Origin of the sequence: Pseudomonas sp. B3(2017) (genome assembly GCF_002113595.1) — a bacterium.
GTDB classification, from domain to species: domain Bacteria; phylum Pseudomonadota; class Gammaproteobacteria; order Pseudomonadales; family Pseudomonadaceae; genus Aquipseudomonas; species Aquipseudomonas ekonensis.
In genome coordinates, this window is record NZ_NEIU01000009.1 from 212,567 (window position 1) to 231,405 (window position 18,839).

Annotated in this window: 13 protein-coding genes and 1 pseudogene; 6 read left to right on the forward strand and 8 right to left on the reverse strand. The window is 67.4% G+C overall.

Translation table 11 applies throughout. The features are described from left to right. Positions 1-12: 12 nt before the first annotated feature. The 5 genes from CAG33_RS15695 to CAG33_RS15715 all read right to left on the reverse strand — a co-directional run bounded on the left by CAG33_RS15695 (position 13) and on the right by CAG33_RS15715 (position 6,472). Positions 13-363 (reverse strand): copper-binding protein, encoded by a 351-nt coding sequence (locus tag CAG33_RS15695; protein WP_085639262.1) that lies wholly within the window; start codon positions 361-363, stop codon positions 13-15. After that, positions 360-3,518, reverse strand: a complete 3,159-nt coding sequence (locus CAG33_RS15700; RefSeq protein WP_085639267.1) for an efflux RND transporter permease subunit — start codon at positions 3,516-3,518, stop codon at positions 360-362. The genes CAG33_RS15695 and CAG33_RS15700 overlap by 4 nt, the downstream gene beginning before the upstream one ends. Continuing rightward, positions 3,515-4,771, reverse strand: a complete 1,257-nt coding sequence (locus CAG33_RS15705) for an efflux RND transporter periplasmic adaptor subunit (RefSeq protein ID WP_085639270.1) — start codon at positions 4,769-4,771, stop codon at positions 3,515-3,517. The genes CAG33_RS15700 and CAG33_RS15705 overlap by 4 nt, the downstream gene beginning before the upstream one ends. Then, positions 4,768-6,024: a TolC family protein gene (locus CAG33_RS15710; protein WP_085639273.1), complete on the reverse strand. Its 1,257-nt coding sequence runs from the start codon at positions 6,022-6,024 to the stop codon at positions 4,768-4,770. Before CAG33_RS15710 ends, CAG33_RS15705 begins: the two co-directional genes overlap by 4 nt. A gap of 100 nt (positions 6,025-6,124) precedes the next feature. Further along, entirely contained in the window at positions 6,125-6,472 is a 348-nt protein-coding gene (locus tag CAG33_RS15715) for a hypothetical protein (protein ID WP_085585622.1), read from the reverse strand. 189 nt (positions 6,473-6,661) lie between these two features. On the opposite strand from CAG33_RS15715, the gene CAG33_RS15720 reads away from it, so the two are divergent. From CAG33_RS15720 to CAG33_RS15740, 4 genes are all read left to right on the forward strand, one after another. Then, a complete protein-coding gene (locus tag CAG33_RS15720; protein WP_085639276.1) occupies positions 6,662-9,046 on the forward strand; it encodes a DUF3772 domain-containing protein in 2,385 nt (794 codons plus the stop codon). A 680-nt stretch (positions 9,047-9,726) separates the two neighbouring features. Next, complete coding sequence (locus CAG33_RS15730) at positions 9,727-10,785, forward strand: alpha/beta fold hydrolase (RefSeq protein WP_085585618.1); 1,059 nt, start codon at positions 9,727-9,729, stop codon at positions 10,783-10,785. Positions 10,786-10,903: 118 nt separating this feature from the next. After that, positions 10,904-11,497 carry a paraquat-inducible protein A gene (locus tag CAG33_RS15735; protein ID WP_085585616.1) on the forward strand — a complete coding sequence of 198 codons (594 nt, stop codon included), beginning with the start codon at positions 10,904-10,906 and terminating at the stop codon, positions 11,495-11,497. Next, positions 11,494-12,138, forward strand: coding sequence for a paraquat-inducible protein A (locus CAG33_RS15740; RefSeq protein WP_085632905.1), 645 nt, complete (start codon positions 11,494-11,496; stop codon positions 12,136-12,138). The genes CAG33_RS15735 and CAG33_RS15740 overlap by 4 nt, the downstream gene beginning before the upstream one ends. A gap of 10 nt (positions 12,139-12,148) precedes the next feature. Here the strand turns inward: CAG33_RS15740 and CAG33_RS15745 are convergent, their stop codons facing one another. Continuing rightward, on the reverse strand, positions 12,149-13,639 hold the full coding sequence (locus CAG33_RS15745) for an aldehyde dehydrogenase (protein WP_085639281.1): 1,491 nt from the start codon (positions 13,637-13,639) through the stop codon (positions 12,149-12,151). A 1-nt stretch (position 13,640) separates the two neighbouring features. Then, positions 13,641-14,330, reverse strand: a pseudogene (locus CAG33_RS15750) (dihydrodipicolinate synthase family protein); the annotation flags it as partial. Between CAG33_RS15750 and CAG33_RS15755 the strand changes: the two are divergent. Beyond that, positions 14,268-15,308, forward strand: a complete 1,041-nt coding sequence (locus tag CAG33_RS15755; protein ID WP_256576740.1) for an MmgE/PrpD family protein — start codon at positions 14,268-14,270, stop codon at positions 15,306-15,308. The pseudogene CAG33_RS15750 and the gene CAG33_RS15755 overlap by 63 nt on opposite strands. A 119-nt stretch (positions 15,309-15,427) precedes the next feature. Beyond that, on the forward strand, positions 15,428-16,663 hold the full coding sequence (locus CAG33_RS15760; RefSeq protein ID WP_085585592.1) for an aromatic ring-hydroxylating dioxygenase subunit alpha: 1,236 nt from the start codon (positions 15,428-15,430) through the stop codon (positions 16,661-16,663). Positions 16,664-16,705: 42 nt separating this feature from the next. Here CAG33_RS15760 and CAG33_RS15765 read toward each other — a convergent pair whose 3' ends face one another. Continuing rightward, on the reverse strand, positions 16,706-18,694 hold the full coding sequence (locus tag CAG33_RS15765) for a U32 family peptidase (RefSeq protein ID WP_085585590.1): 1,989 nt from the start codon (positions 18,692-18,694) through the stop codon (positions 16,706-16,708). Between the last annotated feature and the right edge of the window lie 145 nt (positions 18,695-18,839).

Here is an 18,839-nt window from a genome sequence, read left to right on the forward strand (position 1 = left end):
GGCCTCCATACCTTATTTCTTGATCGAAACAATCACCGCCTGACTCCCCTCCATCCGAAACGAAAACGCCACCCGATCCCCCACCGCCACCCCGGCCAATTGCGCCTGGGTGGCGGCAAAGCCCATGGTCATCGGCGGCCATTGCAGGGTGGGCACTTCGCCGTGGGCGATGGTCACGGTGTGTTTGTCGGGGTCGATGGCCTTGATCGTGCCTTGGGCCTCGGCCGCCGGGGTTTGCTGGGTGGCGGGGGTCGTTTGCATGTTGGGCATGCCGTCCATGTTCATGCCGGGCATGTCGTCTGCCCGGGCGGCGAACGCGAAGGCGACCAGGGTGCCGGCGACGGTGATGGGGATGAGTTTCATGGGGTGACTCCTTCAGGTTGAGTGTGTGCAACGGGCAGGCGGCGACGGCGCATCAGGCGATACGCCGCCGGGATGACGAACAGGGACAGCAGCGGCGCGGTGACCATGCCGCCGACCATGGGCGCGGCGATGCGGCTCATGACTTCGCTGCCGGTGCCGCTGCCCAGCAGGATCGGCAGCAGGCCGGCGATGATCACGGCCACGGTCATGGCCTTGGGGCGCACGCGTTGCACGGCGCCTTCGCGAATGGCGGCGACAAGATCGGCTTCGCCGTTTTCGCCTTGGTCCTGGCGTTCGGCCCAGGCGTTTTTCAGGTACAGCAGCATGATCACGCCGAACTCGGCGGAAACCCCGGCCAGCGCGATGAAGCCGACCCCGGTGGCGACCGACAGGTTGTAGCCCAGCAGGTACAGGAACCACGCCCCGCCCGTCAGCGCGAAGGGCAGCGTGGCCATGATCAGCAGGGCTTCGTCGAAGCGGGCGAAGGTCAGGTACAGCAGCACGAAGATGATCAGCAGCGTGGCCGGCACCACCAGTTTCAGGCGGGCGTTGGCCCGTTCCAGAAACTCGAACTGGCCCGAGTAGCTCAGGCTCATGCCGGGCTGCAGCTTGACCTGCTCGCCGACCGCCCGGCGCAGGTCGCCGACCACCGAGGCGATGTCGCGGCCGCGCACGTCGATGTACACCCAGCCGGACGGCCGGGCGTTTTCGCTCTTGAGCATCGGCGGGCCGTCGGTGACCTTGACCTTCGCCAGCATCCCCAGGGTGACCTGGCTGCCGGACGGCGTGTACACCGGCAGTTGCTCCAGGGCCGTGGGGGTATCGCGCCATTCGCGCGGGTAGCGCACGTTGATCGGGAAACGCGCCAGGCCTTCGAGGGTTTCGCCGACGTTCTCGCCGCCGACGGCGCCGGCCACGATGGCTTGCACGTCGGTGATGTTCAGGCCGTAGCGGGCGGCGGCGCTGCGGTCGATGTCCACGTCGATGTAGCGCCCGCCGGTCAGGCGTTCGGCCAGGGCCGAGCTGACGCCGGGCACGCCTTTGGCGGCGCGCTCCACGGCTTGGGTCGCGGCGTCGATCTGGGCCAGGTCGTTGCCGGCGACCTTCACGCCGATGGGGCTTTTGATCCCGGTGGCGAGCATGTCGATGCGGTTGCGGATCGGCGGGATCCAGATGTTGGTCAGGCCCGGCACCCGCACCACGCGGTCGAGTTCTTCCACCAGTTTTTCCGGGGTCATGCCGGGGCGCCATTGCGCGTGGGGCTTGAACTGGATGGTGGTCTCGAACATCTCCAGCGGCGCCGGGTCGGTGGCCGATTCGGCGCGCCCGGCCTTGCCGAACACGTGCTCGACCTCGGGCACGGTCTTGATCAGGCGGTCGGTCTGCTGCAGCAGTTGCGCGGCTTTCTGCGCCGACAGCCCCGGCAGCGCCGACGGCATGTACAGCAGGTCGCCTTCATCCAGCGGCGGCAGGAACTCACCACCCAGCCGCGACATCGGCCACGCCGCGCTGACGAACACCAGCAGCGCCACCGCCAAGGTCAGCTTCGGCCGGCGCAGCACGGCGTCCAGCGCCGGTTGGTAGAGCCGGATCAGCCAGCGGTTGAGCGGGTTGCGGCGCTCGTCGGGGATCTTGCCGCGGATCCAGTAGCCCATCAGCACCGGCACCAGCGTCACCGACAGCCCCGCCGCCGCGGCCATGGCGTAGGTCTTGGTGAACGCCAGCGGGCCGAACAGCCGCCCTTCCTGCGCTTGCAGGGTGAACACCGGAATGAACGACAAGGTGATGATCATCAGGCAGAAGAACAGCGCCGGCCCCACCTCCGCCGCCGCTTCGGTCATCACCTGCCAATGGCGTTCGCCTTTGAGCTCTTGCCCCGGATTGGCCGCGTGCCAGGCTTCGATCTTCTTGTGCGCGTTCTCGATCATCACCACGGCGGCGTCGACCATGGCGCCGATGGCGATGGCGATCCCGCCCAGCGACATGATGTTGGCGTTGAGCCCCTGGTGGCGCATGACGATGAACGCGATCAGCACGCCCACCGGCAGCGAGATGATCGCCACCAGCGACGAGCGCAGGTGCCACAGGAAGATCCCGCACACCAGCGCCACCACGATGAACTCCTCCAGCAGTTTGTGGCTGAGGTTGTCCACGGCGCGGTCGATGAGCTTGCTGCGATCGTAGGTGGTGACGATCTCCACGCCGGCCGGCAGGCTGCTTTTCATGTCGTCGAGCTTGGCCTTGACCGCCGCGATGGTCTCGCGGGCGTTCTTGCCGCTGCGCAGGATCACCACGCCGCCGACGGTTTCGCCCTGGCCGTCGAGCTCGGTGATGCCCCGGCGCGTTTCCGGGCCGGTCTGCACCGTGGCGACGTCGCCCAGGGTCACCGGCACCCCGCCCGCGCCGAGCTTGAGCGGGATCGCCCGGAAGTCGTCGAGGGTCTTGAGGTAGCCGGAGGCACGGACGATGAACTCGGTCTCGGCCATTTCCAGCACGGCGCCGCCGGTTTCCTGGTTGGCCTGGGCGATGGCCTCGCGCACTTCGGCCAGGGTGATGCCGAGGCTGGCCAGCCTGACCGGATCCGGCTGCACCTGATACTGCTTGACCATGCCGCCCACCGTGGCGACTTCGGCGACGTTGGGCAGGGTCTTGAGCTCGAACTTGAGGAACCAGTCCTGCAGGGCGCGCAACTGCGCCAAGTCATGCCCGCCGCTGCGGTCCACCAGCGCGTACTGGTAGATCCAGCCGACCCCGGTGGCGTCCGGGCCCAGCGCCGGTTTGGCGTTGGCCGGCAGGCGGCCCTGGATCTGGCTCAGGTACTCCAGCACCCGCGAGCGGGCCCAATACAGGTCGGTGCCGTCCTCGAACAGCACGTACACGAAGCTGTCGCCGAAGAACGAATAGCCGCGCACGGTCTTCGCGCCGGGCACCGACAGCATCGTCGTGGACAGCGGATAGGTGACCTGATTCTCGACGATCTGCGGCGCCTGGCCGGGGTACGGCGTGCGGATGATCACCTGCACGTCGGACAGGTCCGGCAACGCGTCGATGGGCGTGCTCTGCACCGACCACACGCCCCACGCGGTGACGAACAACGTGGCCAACAGCACCAGGAAGCGGTTGGCGACGGACCAGCGGATCAGTGCGGCAATCATGGCTGGTTCCCCGCTGCGTTACCGTCGGTGTCCAGCGGCGCGGTGACGATGCCCTTGAGGCTGGCTTCGGAGTCGAGCAGGAACTGGCCGGAGGCGACCACCTGCTGCCCGTCCTCCAGGCCGCCGAGGATCGCGGTCTTGCCGTCGCTTTCCTGGCCCAGGCGCACCTCCACTGGGCGGTAGCGACCGCCGTCTTCGGCGAGCATCACCAGCGCACGCCGGCCGGTGCGGATCACCGCTTCGCTCGGCACCCACAGCACGCTTTGCGCGGTGGTACGGGTCAGGCGTACCTGGGCCGTCATGCCGGGCCGCAGGCGGCCGTCCGGGTTGGGCAGTTCGACCCGCACGCGCAGGGTGCGGCTGTCGGGGTTGGTCTGCGGCAGGATCGCGCTGACCGTGCCGCGCAGCACCGTGCCGGGAAACGCCGGCAACCGCGCTTCGACGGTTTGCCCGGCGCTGATCGAGCCGGTTTCCGATTCCGGCACCGCCACCGCCAGCCAGACGTTGCCCAGCCCGTTGATCCGGGCCAGGGTCTCGCCGGTGGTCACGGTCATGCCGGTGCGCAGGTTGAGTTCCTGCAACACACCGCCCAGCGGGCTGGTGACGGTCAGGTTGGCTTGCACCTTGCCGCTGCGCTCCACTTGGGCGATCAGGCCGGCGGGCATGCCGGTCAGTTGCAGCCGTTGCCGGGCCGCCGCCAGCAGCGCCGCGTCGCCGCTGCGGCGCAGGGCCAGGAACTCGGTCTGCGCAGCGGCCCAGTCGGGCACCAGAAGATCCGCCAGGGCGGCCCCGGCGGGCAGCACGTCGCCGGGGGCCCGGGCGTAGACCCGCTCGACGAACCCGGCGGTGCGCGCCTGCACCACCGCCACATCGCGCTCGTCGAAGGCCAGCACGCCGGTCACGTCGAGGCTTGAGGCGAACGTCCCACGGCTGACCGGCGCCAGGCGCAGGCCCAGGTTCTGGGTCAGGCCGGGGTCGATGCTGACGGCAGCGCTCTCCCCCGCGCCGCTGGCGTACCGGGGCACCAGTTGCATGTCCATGAACGGCGATTTGCCGGGCTTATCGAATTTCTGCGCAGGGAACATCGGGTCGTACCAGTACAGCGCTTTGCGCTCGTCCGGCGCCGGCGCGCCTGGCGCCGAAGCGGCTGCTTCAACGCCCTGCCCTTGCCGGGCGATCCCGTAGCCGCCGGCCGCGCCTATCGCCAGCGCCAGGCCGGCCAGCAGTGCCCCGTTCCAGTGTTTGAGGTTCATGGGCGTGTGTCTCCATAGGCAAAGTGCAGGCGCACGCCGGTCAGGGCCCGCTGTTCTTCCACGTCGATCTGCTTGAGGCGGGTTTCGATCAGCTCGCGCCGGGCGTTGACCACGGCGTTGAGGTCGCCCCTGCCGGCGCGGTAGCTGGCCAGGCTCAGCTCGGCTTTCTCCTTCGCCAACGGCACCAGGCTGTCGCGGTTGCGCGCCACCGCACGGTCCAGCCGCTGGTATTCGGCCAGGTCGGTTTCCAGTTGCTCGGTGTGCTCGCGGGACAGCGCCTCGCGCTCGGCCTCCAACTGGCTGAGTTCGGCCTGGCGGGCGGCGATCTTCGGGTTCTGTCGGGTCTCGGGGAACAGCGGCAAATCCCACGACAGCTGCACGCTGACCATGTCGCCGAACTCGCGGCCCCGGTGCTGGTAGTCCACTTCCCAGCTCCAGTCCGAGCGTTTTTCCGACACGGCCTCCCGCACCTTGGCCTCGGCTTCGCGGGTCATGGGCGCGAACGCGGCGAGTTCCGGGTGATGCTGCAGTTGGTGGTTGAAGGTCTGGGCGTCCACCGGCCAGTCCGGCAGGCTGCCGGCCGGCGTGTCGCTGGCGGCCGGGCCGATCCAGCGCTTGAGCGCCGCCTGGGCCTGGGCGCGTTCGCGGATCAGGTCGTCCTGGCGCTCGGCCAGTTGCGCCGCTTCCTGCTTGGGCGTCACGGCGTCGGCCGGTTCCGCCCGGCCGCCGGCAATGCGGGCGCGGACGGTGTCGGCCAGCAGGCGGTTTTCCCGGTTGAGGCCGTCCAGCAGCGCGGCTTTGCGTTCGACCGAATAAGCGCCGATCCAGGCCAGCGCCGTGGCCTGACGCACCTTGAGCCGTTCGATCCGGCGCTCGGCGGTGGCGCGTTCCACCGCCGCGTCGGCGACCTCGATGCGAGCGTTGCGTTTGTCGCGGTTGGGCACCTCTTGGCGCAGGCCGACCGTCTGCATGGTCATGAAGTCCTGGTCGAGGCTCCAACGGTCGGGCCCGCCGATGGGGTAGTTCTGCACGCCCAGCAGCAGTTTGGGGTCCGGCAGTTCGCCCGCCGGAATGGCCGCGCTGCCGGCGGCCTGGATCTTGGCGTCCTGCGCGGTCAACGACGGCGCGCCGGTTTCGGCCAGGCGCAGCGCTTCGTCGAGGGTCAGGCTGCCGGCCAGGCTCGGCCCGGCGAGCACGCTGGCGACCAGGCCGACCGCGAGCGGCCACCCGGTGCCATAGCACTTGAGTTTCATGGTGTCGATTCCTGTGCACATCCGCTGTGCGCGGGCCAAACGGCGCGCACAGCCCATTCATTCCGCGTCGGGCGGAATGGGTTTCAATGGATTGCAGGAATCAGGCGCGGGGCGGTCGCCACACCCCGGACGGGGTCGAGGCCGGCAGGGAATCGCTGAAGAAGGATTGCGTGACGGGGCTGAACACGGTGACGGGCGGCTTGAACACGGCGACCTGCAACAGGCCGCCGGTCTTGCATTCCTGGCCCGGTTTGCAGGGCGTGCCGTGAGAGGCTTTGGTGTCCTTGCCCATGTCCTGGCAGCAGTCCATCCCCATGCCGTCCATCATCGCCATGCCCATGGTTTTCATCGGGCAAGGCTCGGTCGGCGCCGGAACGCCCGCCATCCCGCTGAGGGGAAGCGCCAGGCTGATCAGGAAAATGAGACAAAGCCGCAGGTAGCGTTTCATGGCCAGGAGTCTAGTGGCGCCTTCGGGTGCGTGCAAACGCGGGTGGGTGGACACGTGCCGGCGATCTCACCGGACAGGCATTAAGCCAGGATTACGGACAGGCCCCGGGCGCGGTGAAACTTTTCATCGGCGCCGGGTTCGATCACCTAACCTCATAGACTGTGTGAACAACCGGAATCGAGCCTTCCCATGCGCAACGCCTTGAAGTCATTGCTGTTCGTCGCCCTGGTGCTGTTCGGCCCGATGGCCGTCGGCGTGTCGGCCGAGGATGTGGCGCAAGCCGCCGATGCCGGCGCCGCGCCGCTGCCGGGGGTGTCGACGGATGACCTGCAGGCCTTGCAACAACGGCTCGACGGCCTCAAGCAGGAGATTTCCTCGGCCAGCAACTACAACCAGCTCGAAGCGCCCCAGGACCGGGTGCAGGATTACATCCTGGACATCGACCGGCTCTCCGCCGCGCTGCTGCCGCAACAGGCGCAACTGACGGTGCAACTGGGCGTGCTCGGCGCCGCGCCGGCCGAAGGCGTGGCCCCGGAACAGGCCGACATCGCGGCGCAGCGGGCCTCGCTCACGGCGCAGAAAGCCAAGGTCGACACCGCCCTGAAGAACCTGGCCACCCTCAAGGAAAGCGCCGCCGACCTGATCAACCAGATCGCCGGCATCCGTCGCAACCTGCTGGAAAGCGAACTGACCCTGGGCACGCTGAGCATCCTCAACCCGGACTTCTGGCGGCCGATGCTCGAACCGTCGGCGGACGACCGTCAGCGCCTGGGCGAATTCATCGCACAGGTGAAGGCGACCGGTGCCGAGGTGTGGAAGCCCGGCCAGCGTTTCTACACCACGGTGCTGGTGCTGCTGGCCTTGCTGATCTGGACGCTGGGCCGGCGCTTCGCCGACCGTCAGATGGCGCAGTTCTGCATCCACCGCATGCCGGAGGGCCGCCTGCGCCGCAGCGCGCTGGCCAGCGCCTCGGCGATCGCCACCATCCTCACCACCGGCGTGGCCCTGCAATTGCTGTACTACGCCTGCACCCGCAACGAGCCGTTGACGCCGATGCTGGCGAGCTTTTCCGCCGAGTTCGAGAAGACCGTGTACGCCTGCGTGATGATCACCGGCCTGAGCCGGGCATTGCTGTCCACCGAGCACCCGTCGTGGCGCCTGCCAGACATCGCCGACCCGGTGGCGAAAGCGCTCAAGCCGTTTGCGCGGCTGCTGGCCGGGACGCTGCTGGTGCTGGTGACGCTGTCGCAGATGTGCGCCGCCGCCGGCATGAGCAGCCAACTGGTGATGGGCATCCGCGGGCTGGTGGCCCTGTTCGTGCTGGCGATCATCGTGACGATGCTGGTGCGCACCGGCAACGTGCGCAAGGCGCTGGTGACGGCCAACGGCGCGTCGGCGGAGGTCAGCACCCTGGCCGGGGCGATCTACGCCATCACCAGCGTGTCGATGGTGGTCTCGCTGATCGCCCTGCTCACCGGGTACGTGTCCCTGGCCCGCTTCGTGATCTACGAGCTGATCTGGAGCTACATCGTCCTGACCGGTTTCTACCTGCTGATGCAGCTGTTCAAGGACGGCTGCGAATTCCTGTTCTCACCCCGCCACGCCAGCGGCAAGGCGCTCAAGCACCTGCTGGGCATGAGCGACCGGCGCCTGGATCAGTTGTCGATTTTGCTGGCCGGCTTCGGCCGCGCCGCGCTGTTGCTGCTGACGGTGATCACCCTGTTCGTCGGCGGCATCGGCACCACGCTGGGGCAACTGGTCAGCAACATCGTGGCGATCCTCGGCGGCGCCGGCCTGCGCAAGCTCAACATCGTGCCGGGGCATCTGCTCAACGCGGTGCTGGCGCTGATGATCGGCATCTACCTGATCCGCGCCCTGCGCCGCTGGCTGGACAATGAGTTCCTGCCCAAGACCGACATGGACCCGGGCATGTGCGCGTCCCTCAGCACGCTGTTCTCCAACATCGGCTATGCGTTCGTGATCCTGCTGACGCTGTCATCGTTGGGGGTGCAGTGGACGAACCTGGCGTGGATCGTCAGCGCCCTGTCGGTGGGTATCGGCTTTGGCTTGCAGGAGATCGTCAAGAATTTCGTCTCCGGCCTGATCCTGCTCACCGAACGGCCGGTGAAGGTCGGCGACCTGATCAGCATCAGCGGCGTGGAGGGCGACATCCGCCGCATCAACGTGCGCGCCACGGAGATCCAGTTGAGCGACCGATCGATCGTGATCGTGCCCAATTCGCAGCTGATCTCGCAGAACCTGCGCAACGTCACCCTCGGCGGCAGCGCCCAGGGCGTGGCGACCCTGGAGCTGATGTTCCCGCTGGACATCGACCCGGAGCAGGTGAAGAACCTGCTGCTGGACACCTACCGCGAACACGAGACCCTCCTGGAAAAACCGGCGCCGTTCGTGCGCTTCAGCAAACTCTCGCCCGACGGCATCACCTTGACCGTCACCGGCTACGTCGCCAGCCCCCGGATCGTCGGCATCACCAAGAGCGACCTGCTGTTCGAGATCCTCAAACGCCTGGGCGCCGAGGGTATCGAATTGGCGAAACCACCGCCTGCGGCTTGAACCACAGCTGTTGCCTGAGCCACCGCCATCGCTGGCAAGTCGAGTCGTCGCACCGCAGCTCCCACAGGTATCCCGGTTGCCCGCAAGATCCAGGCACCCCGCAAAACCTGTAGGAGCTTGCCTGCCAGCGATGAGGCCAGCACTGCCAACATTTAAGTTGCCTGCCTCACCGCCATCGCCAGCAGGCTGGCTCCCGCAGGTATCGCCGGTGTCCACAAGATCCAGGCACCCCGCAAAACCTGTAGGAGCTTGCCTGCCAGCGATGAGGCCAGCACTGCCAACATCTCGGTTGCCTGACCCACCGCCATCGCCAGCAGGCTGGCTCCCGCAGGTATCGCCGGTGTCCACAAGATCCAGGCACCCCGCAAAACTTGTGGGAGCTGGCTTGCCAGCGATGAGGCCACCACTGCCGACACCCCTGTTGCCTGACCCACCGCCATCGCTGGCAAGCCAGCTCCCACAGGTATCCCAGGTGTTCACAAGATTCATGCACACCACAGGTCTGGTTCCCACTGCAGCAGGTTTGTATCTCAGTGTGTACAGACGCCATCGGGATACATCCCCCGGCATCTGGCATCGCAACCGGAAACAGCCCGGATACGTCCCTGGGCTTTAATGGATCCCAAGCCTGAAGGGTTCAGCCGGAACCCCTCGCCCATCCCATGCCAAGGAGAGTTCCCATGAAGCCAGCCCTGCACGCCACCTCTTGCGCCACCAGCCGCCGTCTGCTGGGCCTGTCGGTGCTTGCCGCCGCGCTGATGCAGTTCGGCGCGTTCGGCGTGGCCCAGGCCGCCACTTCGCAAGCGCCCCAGCCTGCCGCCGCCAGTGTGAAGGCCGACCTGCCGTTCGGCCCGCTCAAGCACGTCAAGGCCGGTCTGCTGGACGTGGCCTACGCCGAAACCGGCCCGGCCGACGGCCCGGTGGTGATCCTGCTGCACGGCTGGCCCTACGACATCCACAGCTACGACGACGTCGCACCGCAGCTGGCGGCCAAGGGCTACCGCGTGCTGATGCCGTATGCCCGCGGCTACGGCGACACCCGTTTCCTGTCCGAGCAGACCCCGCGCAACGGTCAGCCCGCCGCCCTGGCCAGCGACGTCATCGACTTCATGGACGCCCTGAAGATCAAGCAAGCCGTGCTCGGCGGCTACGACTGGGGCGCGCGTTCGGCGGACATCGTCTCGGCGCTGTGGCCCGAGCGTGTGAAGGCGCTGGTGTCGGTCAGCGGCTACCTGATCGGCAATCAGGCCGCCGGCAAGAACCCGCTGCCGCCCAAGGCCGAACTGCAATGGTGGTATCAGTTCTACTTCGCCACCGACCGCGGCGCCGCCGGCTACGCGAAGAACACCCACGACTTCGCCAAGCTGATCTGGCAGACCGCCTCGCCGAAGTGGGCCTTCGATGACGCCACCTTCGACCGCAGCGCCAAGGCTCTGGAGAACCCCGACCACGTCGCCATCACCGTGTTCAACTACCGCTGGCGCCTGGGCCTGGTGCAGGGCGAGAGCCGCTACGAGGCGCTGGAGCAGAAGCTCGCCACCGCGCCGTCCATCGGCGTGCCGACCATCACCCTGGAGGGCGACGCCAACGGCGCGCCGCACCCGGCTCCGGAGGACTACGCCAAACGCTTCACCGGCAAGTACCAGTTCCGCCTGATCGACGGCGGCATCGGCCACAACCTGCCCCAGGAGAACCCGAAGGCGTTCGCCCAGGCCATCATCGACGCCGATCACCTTTAACCGCTCGCCCCCCAGCGGCCCGGAATCCCCTCCGGGCCGTTTTTTTGCGCTTGCCGATTGCCCCCGCCCTTCTATATTCAATGAGTCCCCGCCCTTCCGTTTTCCGTCGAGCGCGCCCATGGCCAGCACCGACCTGATCATCTGCGAGCACTGCGATGGCGTGTACCGCAAGGCCACGCTCGCCAAGCACCAGAAGACCCTCTGCGTGCGCTGCGGCGGCGTGCTCCAGCGCTACAGCGGCATGACCGTGCAGCAGCGCCTGGCCCTGAGCTTCACCGCCGCCATGCTGTGGCTGTTCGCCAATTTCTACCCGGTGATGAGCATCAGCATGAAGGGCCTGAAGAACAGCGCGACGCTGTGGGACTCGGTGCTCGCCCTGAGCCAGGGGCCGATCACCTTCATGGCCATGGTCGCGGCGATCGCGATCATCATCGCCCCGGCGTTCCAATTGGTGCTGCTGATCTGGGTGCTGTGCTTCGCCCTCGGTGCGCACCGGGCGCCGGGCTTCAAGCTGTGCATGCGCTGGCTGGAGACCCTGCGCCCCTGGAGCATGCTGGAGGTGTGCCTGCTCGGCGCCATGGTCGCGGTGTTCAAGCTGGCGGGCATGCTGGACGTGCTGCCGGGCATCGGCCTGTTCGCCCTCGCCGTATTGAGCCTGTTGCTGATCCGCATCGCCGGGCGCGACGTGCGCGACCTCTGGGAGCTGCCATGAACCGACCGCCGACCGCCGCCGAACTCAACCTGTGCCTGTGCCACAGCTGCGGGCTGGCCTGCGACATGACCGGCGAACCGCACACCTGCCCGCGCTGCGACGCCCCGCTGCACCGGCGCAAGACCAACTCGCTGGCGCGCACCTGGGCCTACATGTTCGCGGCCCTGGCCTTCTACGTGCCGGCCAACCTGCTGCCGGTGATGAACACCACCCTGCTGGGCAACGGCGCCGACAGCACGATCATGAGCGGGGTCATCGAGTTCTGGGAGCACGGCGCCTGGGACATCGCCCTGATCATCTTCATCGCCAGCATCGCGGTGCCGGGGATCAAGTTCGTCGCCCTGTCGCTGCTGCTGGTCAGCGTGCAGCGCAACAGTGCCGGCGCACGGCGCGAGCGTTCGAAGCTGTACCGCTTCGTCGAGCTGATCGGGTATTGGTCGATGCTGGATGTACTGGTGGTGGCGCTGGTGGCGGCACTGGTGAAGTTCCAGGCCCTGGGCGACATCGAGCCACGGCCGGGCATCCTGTTCTTCGGGCTGGTGGTGGTGTTCACCATGCTCTCGGCGATGAGCTTCGACCCGCGGCTGATCTGGGACGAGCCGGCGGCCGACGGCGCCGTGGAAGACGCCGCCGGCCCTTAACGCCTGCGCGTCAAGAGGCGTCGATCCAGATCGTCTTCAGCTCCGTGTACTGGTCATGGGCCCAGACCGACTTGTCGCGCCCGCCGAAGCCGGACTCCTTGTAGCCGCCGAACGGCGTGGAGGCGTCGCCCTCGCCGAAGCAGTTCACCGTGACGATGCCGGCACGAATGCCCCGCGACAGTTTCAGCGCATGGCGCAGGCTGCCGGTGTAGGCCGACGCCGCCAGGCCGTAGGCGGTGTCGTTGGCCAGGTCGATGGCCTCGTCCACCGTGGTGAAGGTGGTCACGCCCAGCACCGGGCCGAAGATTTCCTCCTGGAACAGACGGCTGTCACGGGTGACGCCATCGATGATCGTCGGCTCGACGAAGATGCCCTTGGCCGTGTCGCCGCCGACCCGCAGCGAGAGCTGTCGATCCCTGGCTTCGTCGAGGTAGCCGCGCACCTTGTCGAAATGCGCCTTGCTGATCATCGACCCCAGGCGGTTGTCCGGATCCAGCGGATCGCCCATCTTCCAGTCCGCCAGTTGCGCCAGCATGCGTTCGAGCAAGGCTTCCTTGACGTCGGCGTGCACGATCAGCCGCGACGACGCCGAGCAGTTCTCGCCCATGTTCCAGAACGCGCCGTTGACCACATGCCGGGCGACGTGGTCGAGGTCTTCGACGTCGTTCATCACCACTGCCGGGTTCTTGCCGCCGCACTCCAGCACGATGCGCTTGAGGTTGGATTCGCTGGAGTACTTGAGGAACAGCCGGCCGGTGTCGGTGGAGCCGGTGAAGCTGACCATGGCCACGTCCGGGTGGCGGCCCAGCGGCTCGCCCGCCTCTTTGCCGCCGCCTGGCACCACGTTGAACACACCCGCCGGGATCCCGGCCTGGTGCGCCAGCTCGGCCACGCGCAGGGTGCTCAGGGTGGTTTCCTTGGCCGGTTTGACCACCACCGAACAGCCGGCGGCCAGGGACGGGCCGATTTTCCAGGCCAGCATCAGCAGCGGGAAGTTCCACGGCAGCACCAGGCCGACCACGCCGATGGGCTCGCGCACGACCATCGTCACCGCGCCGGAGCCGGTGGGCGCCGTCGCGTCGTAGACCTTGTCGATCAGTTCGGCGTGCCAGCGCAGCGTATGGATCGTCTCGGGCACGTCGATGGTCTGGCATTCGCGGATCGGCTTGCCGCTGTCCAGGCTTTCGAGCAGCGCCAGTTCGTGGGCGTTGTCCTCCAGCAGTTGGGCGAAACGCAGCAGCACCGACTTGCGCGCCGACGGCGCCAGCGATTGCCAACGGCCGTCGTCGAACGCCCGCTTGGCGGCGGCGACGGCGGCGTCCACATCCTGCACGCCGCACGCCGCGATTTCGGTCAGCACCTCGTCGGTGGCCGGGTTGGTGGTGGTGAAGGTCTTGCCGGACAACGCCGCGCAGAACGCGCCGTCGATGAAGGCGCGGTTGCGCAGTTCCAACCCGGCGGCCAGGTCACGGTATTGCTGACGGCTCAGAAGATCGCTCATGTCAGGCCTCCTCGACGATGCGGGCGACGTTGTCCTTGAGCGTCGTGACGACGCGCTCCAGCGCCTGCCGCTCGGCGGTGTCCAGCGCCAGCATCGGCTTGCGCACGCCGCCGGCGCGCAGGCCCGCCAGCTCGCAGCCGTACTTGATGGACTGGACGAACTTGCCGCTTTCCAGCGCATCCATCAGCGGCAGCATCGCCGACATGATCCGCCGGCCCTTGTCGAAGTTCTTTTCCAGGACGCACGCTTCATACAGCGCGACGTGCTCGCGGGGCAGGAAGTTGGAGCCGGCGCACACCCAGCTGCGGGCGCCCCAGGCGAAGAATTCCAGGGCCAGGTCGTCCCAGCCGCAGGACAGCTGGATCGACGGATGGGCGTGGGCCAGACGGTGCAGGCGCGCGGTGTCGCCGGAGCTTTCCTTGATCGCGACGATGTTCTTGCAGCCGGCGATGGCGTCGAAGAACGCGTTGCCCATTCCCACGCCCATCCGCGCCGGGTAGTTGTAGAGCATGATCGGCAGGCCGGCCGCCTGATCCACGGCCAGCACGTGGGCGGCGATTTCCTGCTGGGTCGGCAGCGCATAGGGCGGCGAGCCCACCAGGATGGCGTCGGCCTCCAGGGACTTGGCGTGTTCGGCGAAGTACACCGCGTCTTCGGTGCGGATGCCGCCGGTGCCGATCACCAGCGGCACGAACTGCTGACCGCGCTGTGCATCGGCTATGAAACCGCCCTGCGCGCCGGCACCGCGCTGATGGCGACCTCGCCCACCTACCACGCCTCCGGCGGGTTCTCGGCCATCGGCGTGGTCTGCGCCGGTGCCCGCTTGCTGGACTTCGACGCAGCGACCTTCCGCCATGCCTTGGGCATCGCCGAATACTTCAGCGCCCGTTGCCCGATGATGCGCGTGGTGCTGGCGCCGACCATGCTGCGCGACGCCCACGGCGCCGGGGCGTTCACCGGGCTGAATGCGCTGCTGATGGCCATGGAGGGCGTGACCGGCGCGCCGGCGGAAACGGTCGAAGACGCCTCGGTCGCCGAACACTGGAACGACCTTGGCCAGCGCTGGGAGATCGACAGCCAGTACTTCAAGCCCTGGCCGGTCTGCCGCTGGGCGCAGCCGGCGTTGACGGCGATGCTGGAACTGCAGCGCATCGACCCTGGCCTCACCGCCGACGCCATCGAAACGCTCCGCGTGGAGACCTTCTACGAGTCGATGTGCCTGCAAGGCCACACGCCGCAGGATGCCGACCAAGCCCAGTACGCCCTCGCCTTCCCGCTGGCGGCGCTGATCGTCAGGGGCCGGCTGGGGCCTGACGAAGTCACCGGCGCGGCCATCCACGCCGCCGACATCCTGGCCCTGAGCCGGCGCATCGAGGTCGTCGAGGCCGCCGATCTCTCGGCGCGGTTCCCCGGCGAAATCCTTTCGCGGCTCACCGTCACCCGCAAGGACGGCAGCCAGGTCGTCAGCCCCATCACCGCCGCCCGTGGCGACCCCGCCACGGCACTCACGGCGCTGGAGCTCGAACACAAGTTCGATCTGTTCGCTGCCCGCCTCGGCCAGGAACACGCCCAGGCCGTGAAACAGGCCGTGCGGCAACTGGCCCGGGCACCGTCCGCCATCGTGGCACTGGAGCCGCTGTTCCAGGCGTCCGACCGCTCCGTTCCATAACCTCAACGCATCGATTGCCCGCAGCAAATGTCGTTTGTGACGGTTTTCCTCCCGGGGATAGGCTGCTGTCAGTCATCCCCGGCGGGAAACCGGCCCCAACGCTCATGGCGAGGAAAACAATGAACAACAAAGACACCGTGCTTGACCTGATCAAACAGCGCAAACCCTGGCATTCGTTGCCGGGCGCCCTCTACAAGGACGAAGAGGTCTACCGGCAGGACCTGGAGCACCTCTGGCACAAGGACTGGATCTTCGCCGGGCACACCTTCGAGATCCCCAAGCCGGGCCAGTACTTCACTTTGCAGGTCGGCGATTACCCGGTCGCGGTGGTGCGCGGCAAGGACGGCGAAGTGCGCGCCTTCCACAACGCCTGCCGCCACCGCGGCGCGAAGATCTGCGAAGCCGATCACGGCAAGGTGGCGAAGATGGTCTGCCCCTACCACAAGTGGACGTACGAGCTGGACGGCAACCTGCTGTTCGCCGGCAACATGGGCCAGGACTTCGACAAGACGCAATACAACCTCAAGCCCGTGCACTGCGAGATCGTGCACAGCTACATCTATGTCTGCGTCGCGGCCAAGGCGCCGGACTTCGAGGGTTTCCGCAAGGCGGTCAGCCCGTTCCTCGCCCCGCACTTCCTCGACGACTGCAAAGTGGCGTTCGAGTCGAACATCGTCGAAAAGGGCAACTGGAAACTGGTGTTCGAGAACAACCGCGAGTGCTACCACTGCGACGGTTCGCACCCTGAGCTGCTGAAGTCGTTCGTCGACAACCTGTCGGTGGGCGGCACCAGCGGCGAGGACGACCCCGTGCTGTCGGCCTACTGGAACACCTGCGAGAGCGCCGGGCTGCCGAGCCGGCTGGTGATGGACATCAACGGCCAGTTCCGCATGACCCGCATCCCGCTGTCGTCCGGCGCGGTGAGCTACACCCTGGACGGCAAGCCGGCGGTGGCCGGCAGGCTCGACAAGACCGGCGAACCGGACATCGGCGCGCTGCTGTACTTCCACTACCCGTCCACCTGGAACCACTTCCTGGGCGACCATGCGCTGAGTTTCCGGGTGCTGCCGATCAGCGCCACCGAGACGCTGGTGACCACCAAGTGGCTGGTGCACGGTTCGGCGGTGGAAGGCGTGGACTACGACATCGAGCGGCTGACCAAGGTCTGGCTCGCCACCAACGACCAGGACCGCACGCTGGTGGAAGGCACGCAGCGCGGCGTGACGTCGCCGTCCTACGAGCCGGGGCCCTACTCGGAAACGGCGGAGACCGGCGTGTGCCAGTTCGACGACTGGTACTGCGCCACCCTGACGGAGCGGCTCCAGGGGCCGATCCCGCTGAAGTCCGTGGGCTGAGCCTGCGGCCGGCGCGACGCGGAGGCGCGCGCCGGCACCCGGTCAGTGCGGGGCGCGGGGGATGGTCTTGAGCAGGTCTTCGGGGCTGATGTGGCCGACCACGCTGCCCGGCTGCGGCAGGTCGAGGATGTGGCCTTTCATCTTGCCGATCACGTGCATCTCGCACGGCTTGCAGTCGAACTTGAGGGTCAGCACCTCGTCGCCATGGATCAGCTGCATCGGCGCCACCTTGGTGCGCACGCCGGTCACGCCCTTGGCCTGTTTCGGGCACAGGTTGAAGGAGAACCGCAGGCAGTGCTTGGTGATCATCACCGGCACTTCGCCCGGTTCTTCGTGGGCCTCGTAGGCCGCGTCGATCAGCTTGACCCCGTGACGGTGGTAGAAGTCGCGGGCCTTCTGGTTGTAGACGTTGGCCAGGAACGACAGGTGCGACTCCGGGTACACCGGCGGCGGCGTGGTCTCGGCCTTGCGCCCGCCACGCGGATGGGCGGCGATCCGCGCCTCGGTCAGCGCGTCGATCACTTCGCGGCGCAGGGCCTTGAGCTGCGAGTTCGGGATGAAGAACGCCTGGGGCGCATCCAGCTCGACGGCGGTGGCGTGGTACTGGGTGGTGCCCAGTTGGCCAAGCAGGTCGTGCAGTTGCTCCAGCGCCTGCTCCGGCTTGTTGGCCAGGCCGAACGGGCCGTCCAGGGCCACGCTGGCGCTGACGCCCTCCTCGCTGGTGACGGTCAGTTCCAGACGCTCCTCGCGCAGGCGCGCCGCCCACGACACGCCGACCCGGCGTTCGGCGGAGGTCTTGAGCAAGGCCTGCTGCCAGTTGTGGTCGAGGTTGCGGTTGAGCGGATGGTTCGGCCGCAGCTTGTACATGCCTTCCGGCATTTCGTTGGGCTCGACGCGGTAGCGGTAGCGCTTTTCGCCGTCTTCGTCGAACTCGCCCTTGGGCTCGGCGATGTTGGCGCGGAAACCCACCACTTCGCGCTTGATCAGCACGTTGAGGCCGTCGCCGTTGGACAGCGGCTCGTGGGTGACCACTTGCAGGTCACGCTTGCCGACTTTCTCCACGGTGCCCACGGCCAGGCCGGTGAAGGTCGGCGAGTCGAACGCGCCGATGTCGATCTTGCGCTCGCTGACGAAGTAGTCGGTGCTGCCGCGGTGGAAGGTCTTTTCCGGATCCGGCACGAAGAAGTGCGCGGTGCGGCCGCTGGAGGCGCGGGCCAGGTCCGGGCGGTCTTCGAGCACGGCGTCCAGGCGCTGGCGGTAGTAGGCGGTGATGTTCTTCACGTAGCCCATGTCCTTGTAGCGCCCTTCGATCTTGAACGAACGCACGCCGGCCTCGACCAGGGCGCGGATGTTGGCGCTCTGGTTGTTGTCCTTCATGGACAGCAGGTGCTTTTCGTAGGCGATCACGCCGCCCTTCTCATCCTTGAGGGTGTACGGCAGGCGGCAGGCCTGGGAGCAGTCGCCGCGGTTGGCGCTGCGGCCGGTCTGCGCGTGGGAGATGTTGCACTGCCCGGAGAACGCCACGCACAGCGCGCCGTGGATGAAGAATTCGATGGCCGCGTCGGTCTCGTCGGCGATGGCGCGGATTTCCTTGAGGTTCAGCTCACGGGCCAGCACCAGCTGGGAGAAACCGGCCTGATCGAGGAACTTGGCCCGTGCCAAGGTGCGGATGTCGGTCTGGGTGCTGGCGTGCAGCTCGATCGGCGGGATGTCCAGCTCCATCACCCCCAGGTCCTGGACGATCAGCGCATCGACGCCGGCGTCGTACAACTGGTGGATCAGCTTGCGCGCCGGCTCCAGTTCGTTGTCGTGCAGGATGGTGTTGATGGTGGTGAAGATCCGCGCATGGTAGCGGCGGGCGAACTTCACCAGCTCAGCGATCTCGCTCACCTCGTTGCAGGCGTTGTGGCGCGCACCGAAGCTCGGGCCGCCGATGTAGACGGCATCGGCGCCGTGCAGGATGGCCTCGCGGGCGATGGCCACATCGCGGGCAGGGCTGAGCAGTTCCAGGTGATGCTTGGGCAAGGACATAGTTTTTTTAATCAGGCTGACACGGTTGAGGCGCGCATTGTAGCTGCGAAACGGCCGGGCGGCACGCGTGCCCTGCCCGATGGCGGTGGGTCAGGCACCACAGATGTCGGCAGGACTGCCCTCATCGCTGGCAAGTCGAATCGTC

What these genes read in the sequence shown, in the direction of transcription:
- CAG33_RS15695 (WP_085639262.1), bottom strand. Translation starts at nt 363, where the DNA reads ATGAAACTCATCCCCATCACCGTCGCCGGCACCCTGGTCGCCTTCGCG.
- CAG33_RS15700 (WP_085639267.1), bottom strand. Translation starts at nt 3,518, where the DNA reads ATGATTGCCGCACTGATCCGCTGGTCCGTCGCCAACCGCTTCCTGGTG.
- CAG33_RS15705 (WP_085639270.1), bottom strand. Translation starts at nt 4,771, where the DNA reads ATGAACCTCAAACACTGGAACGGGGCACTGCTGGCCGGCCTGGCGCTG.
- CAG33_RS15710 (WP_085639273.1), bottom strand. Translation starts at nt 6,024, where the DNA reads ATGAAACTCAAGTGCTATGGCACCGGGTGGCCGCTCGCGGTCGGCCTG.
- CAG33_RS15715 (WP_085585622.1), bottom strand. Translation starts at nt 6,472, where the DNA reads ATGAAACGCTACCTGCGGCTTTGTCTCATTTTCCTGATCAGCCTGGCG.
- CAG33_RS15720 (WP_085639276.1), top strand. Translation starts at nt 6,662, where the DNA reads ATGCGCAACGCCTTGAAGTCATTGCTGTTCGTCGCCCTGGTGCTGTTC.
- CAG33_RS15730 (WP_085585618.1), top strand. Translation starts at nt 9,727, where the DNA reads ATGAAGCCAGCCCTGCACGCCACCTCTTGCGCCACCAGCCGCCGTCTG.
- CAG33_RS15735 (WP_085585616.1), top strand. Translation starts at nt 10,904, where the DNA reads ATGGCCAGCACCGACCTGATCATCTGCGAGCACTGCGATGGCGTGTAC.
- CAG33_RS15740 (WP_085632905.1), top strand. Translation starts at nt 11,494, where the DNA reads ATGAACCGACCGCCGACCGCCGCCGAACTCAACCTGTGCCTGTGCCAC.
- CAG33_RS15745 (WP_085639281.1), bottom strand. Translation starts at nt 13,639, where the DNA reads ATGAGCGATCTTCTGAGCCGTCAGCAATACCGTGACCTGGCCGCCGGG.
- CAG33_RS15760 (WP_085585592.1), top strand. Translation starts at nt 15,428, where the DNA reads ATGAACAACAAAGACACCGTGCTTGACCTGATCAAACAGCGCAAACCC.
- CAG33_RS15765 (WP_085585590.1), bottom strand. Translation starts at nt 18,694, where the DNA reads ATGTCCTTGCCCAAGCATCACCTGGAACTGCTCAGCCCTGCCCGCGAT.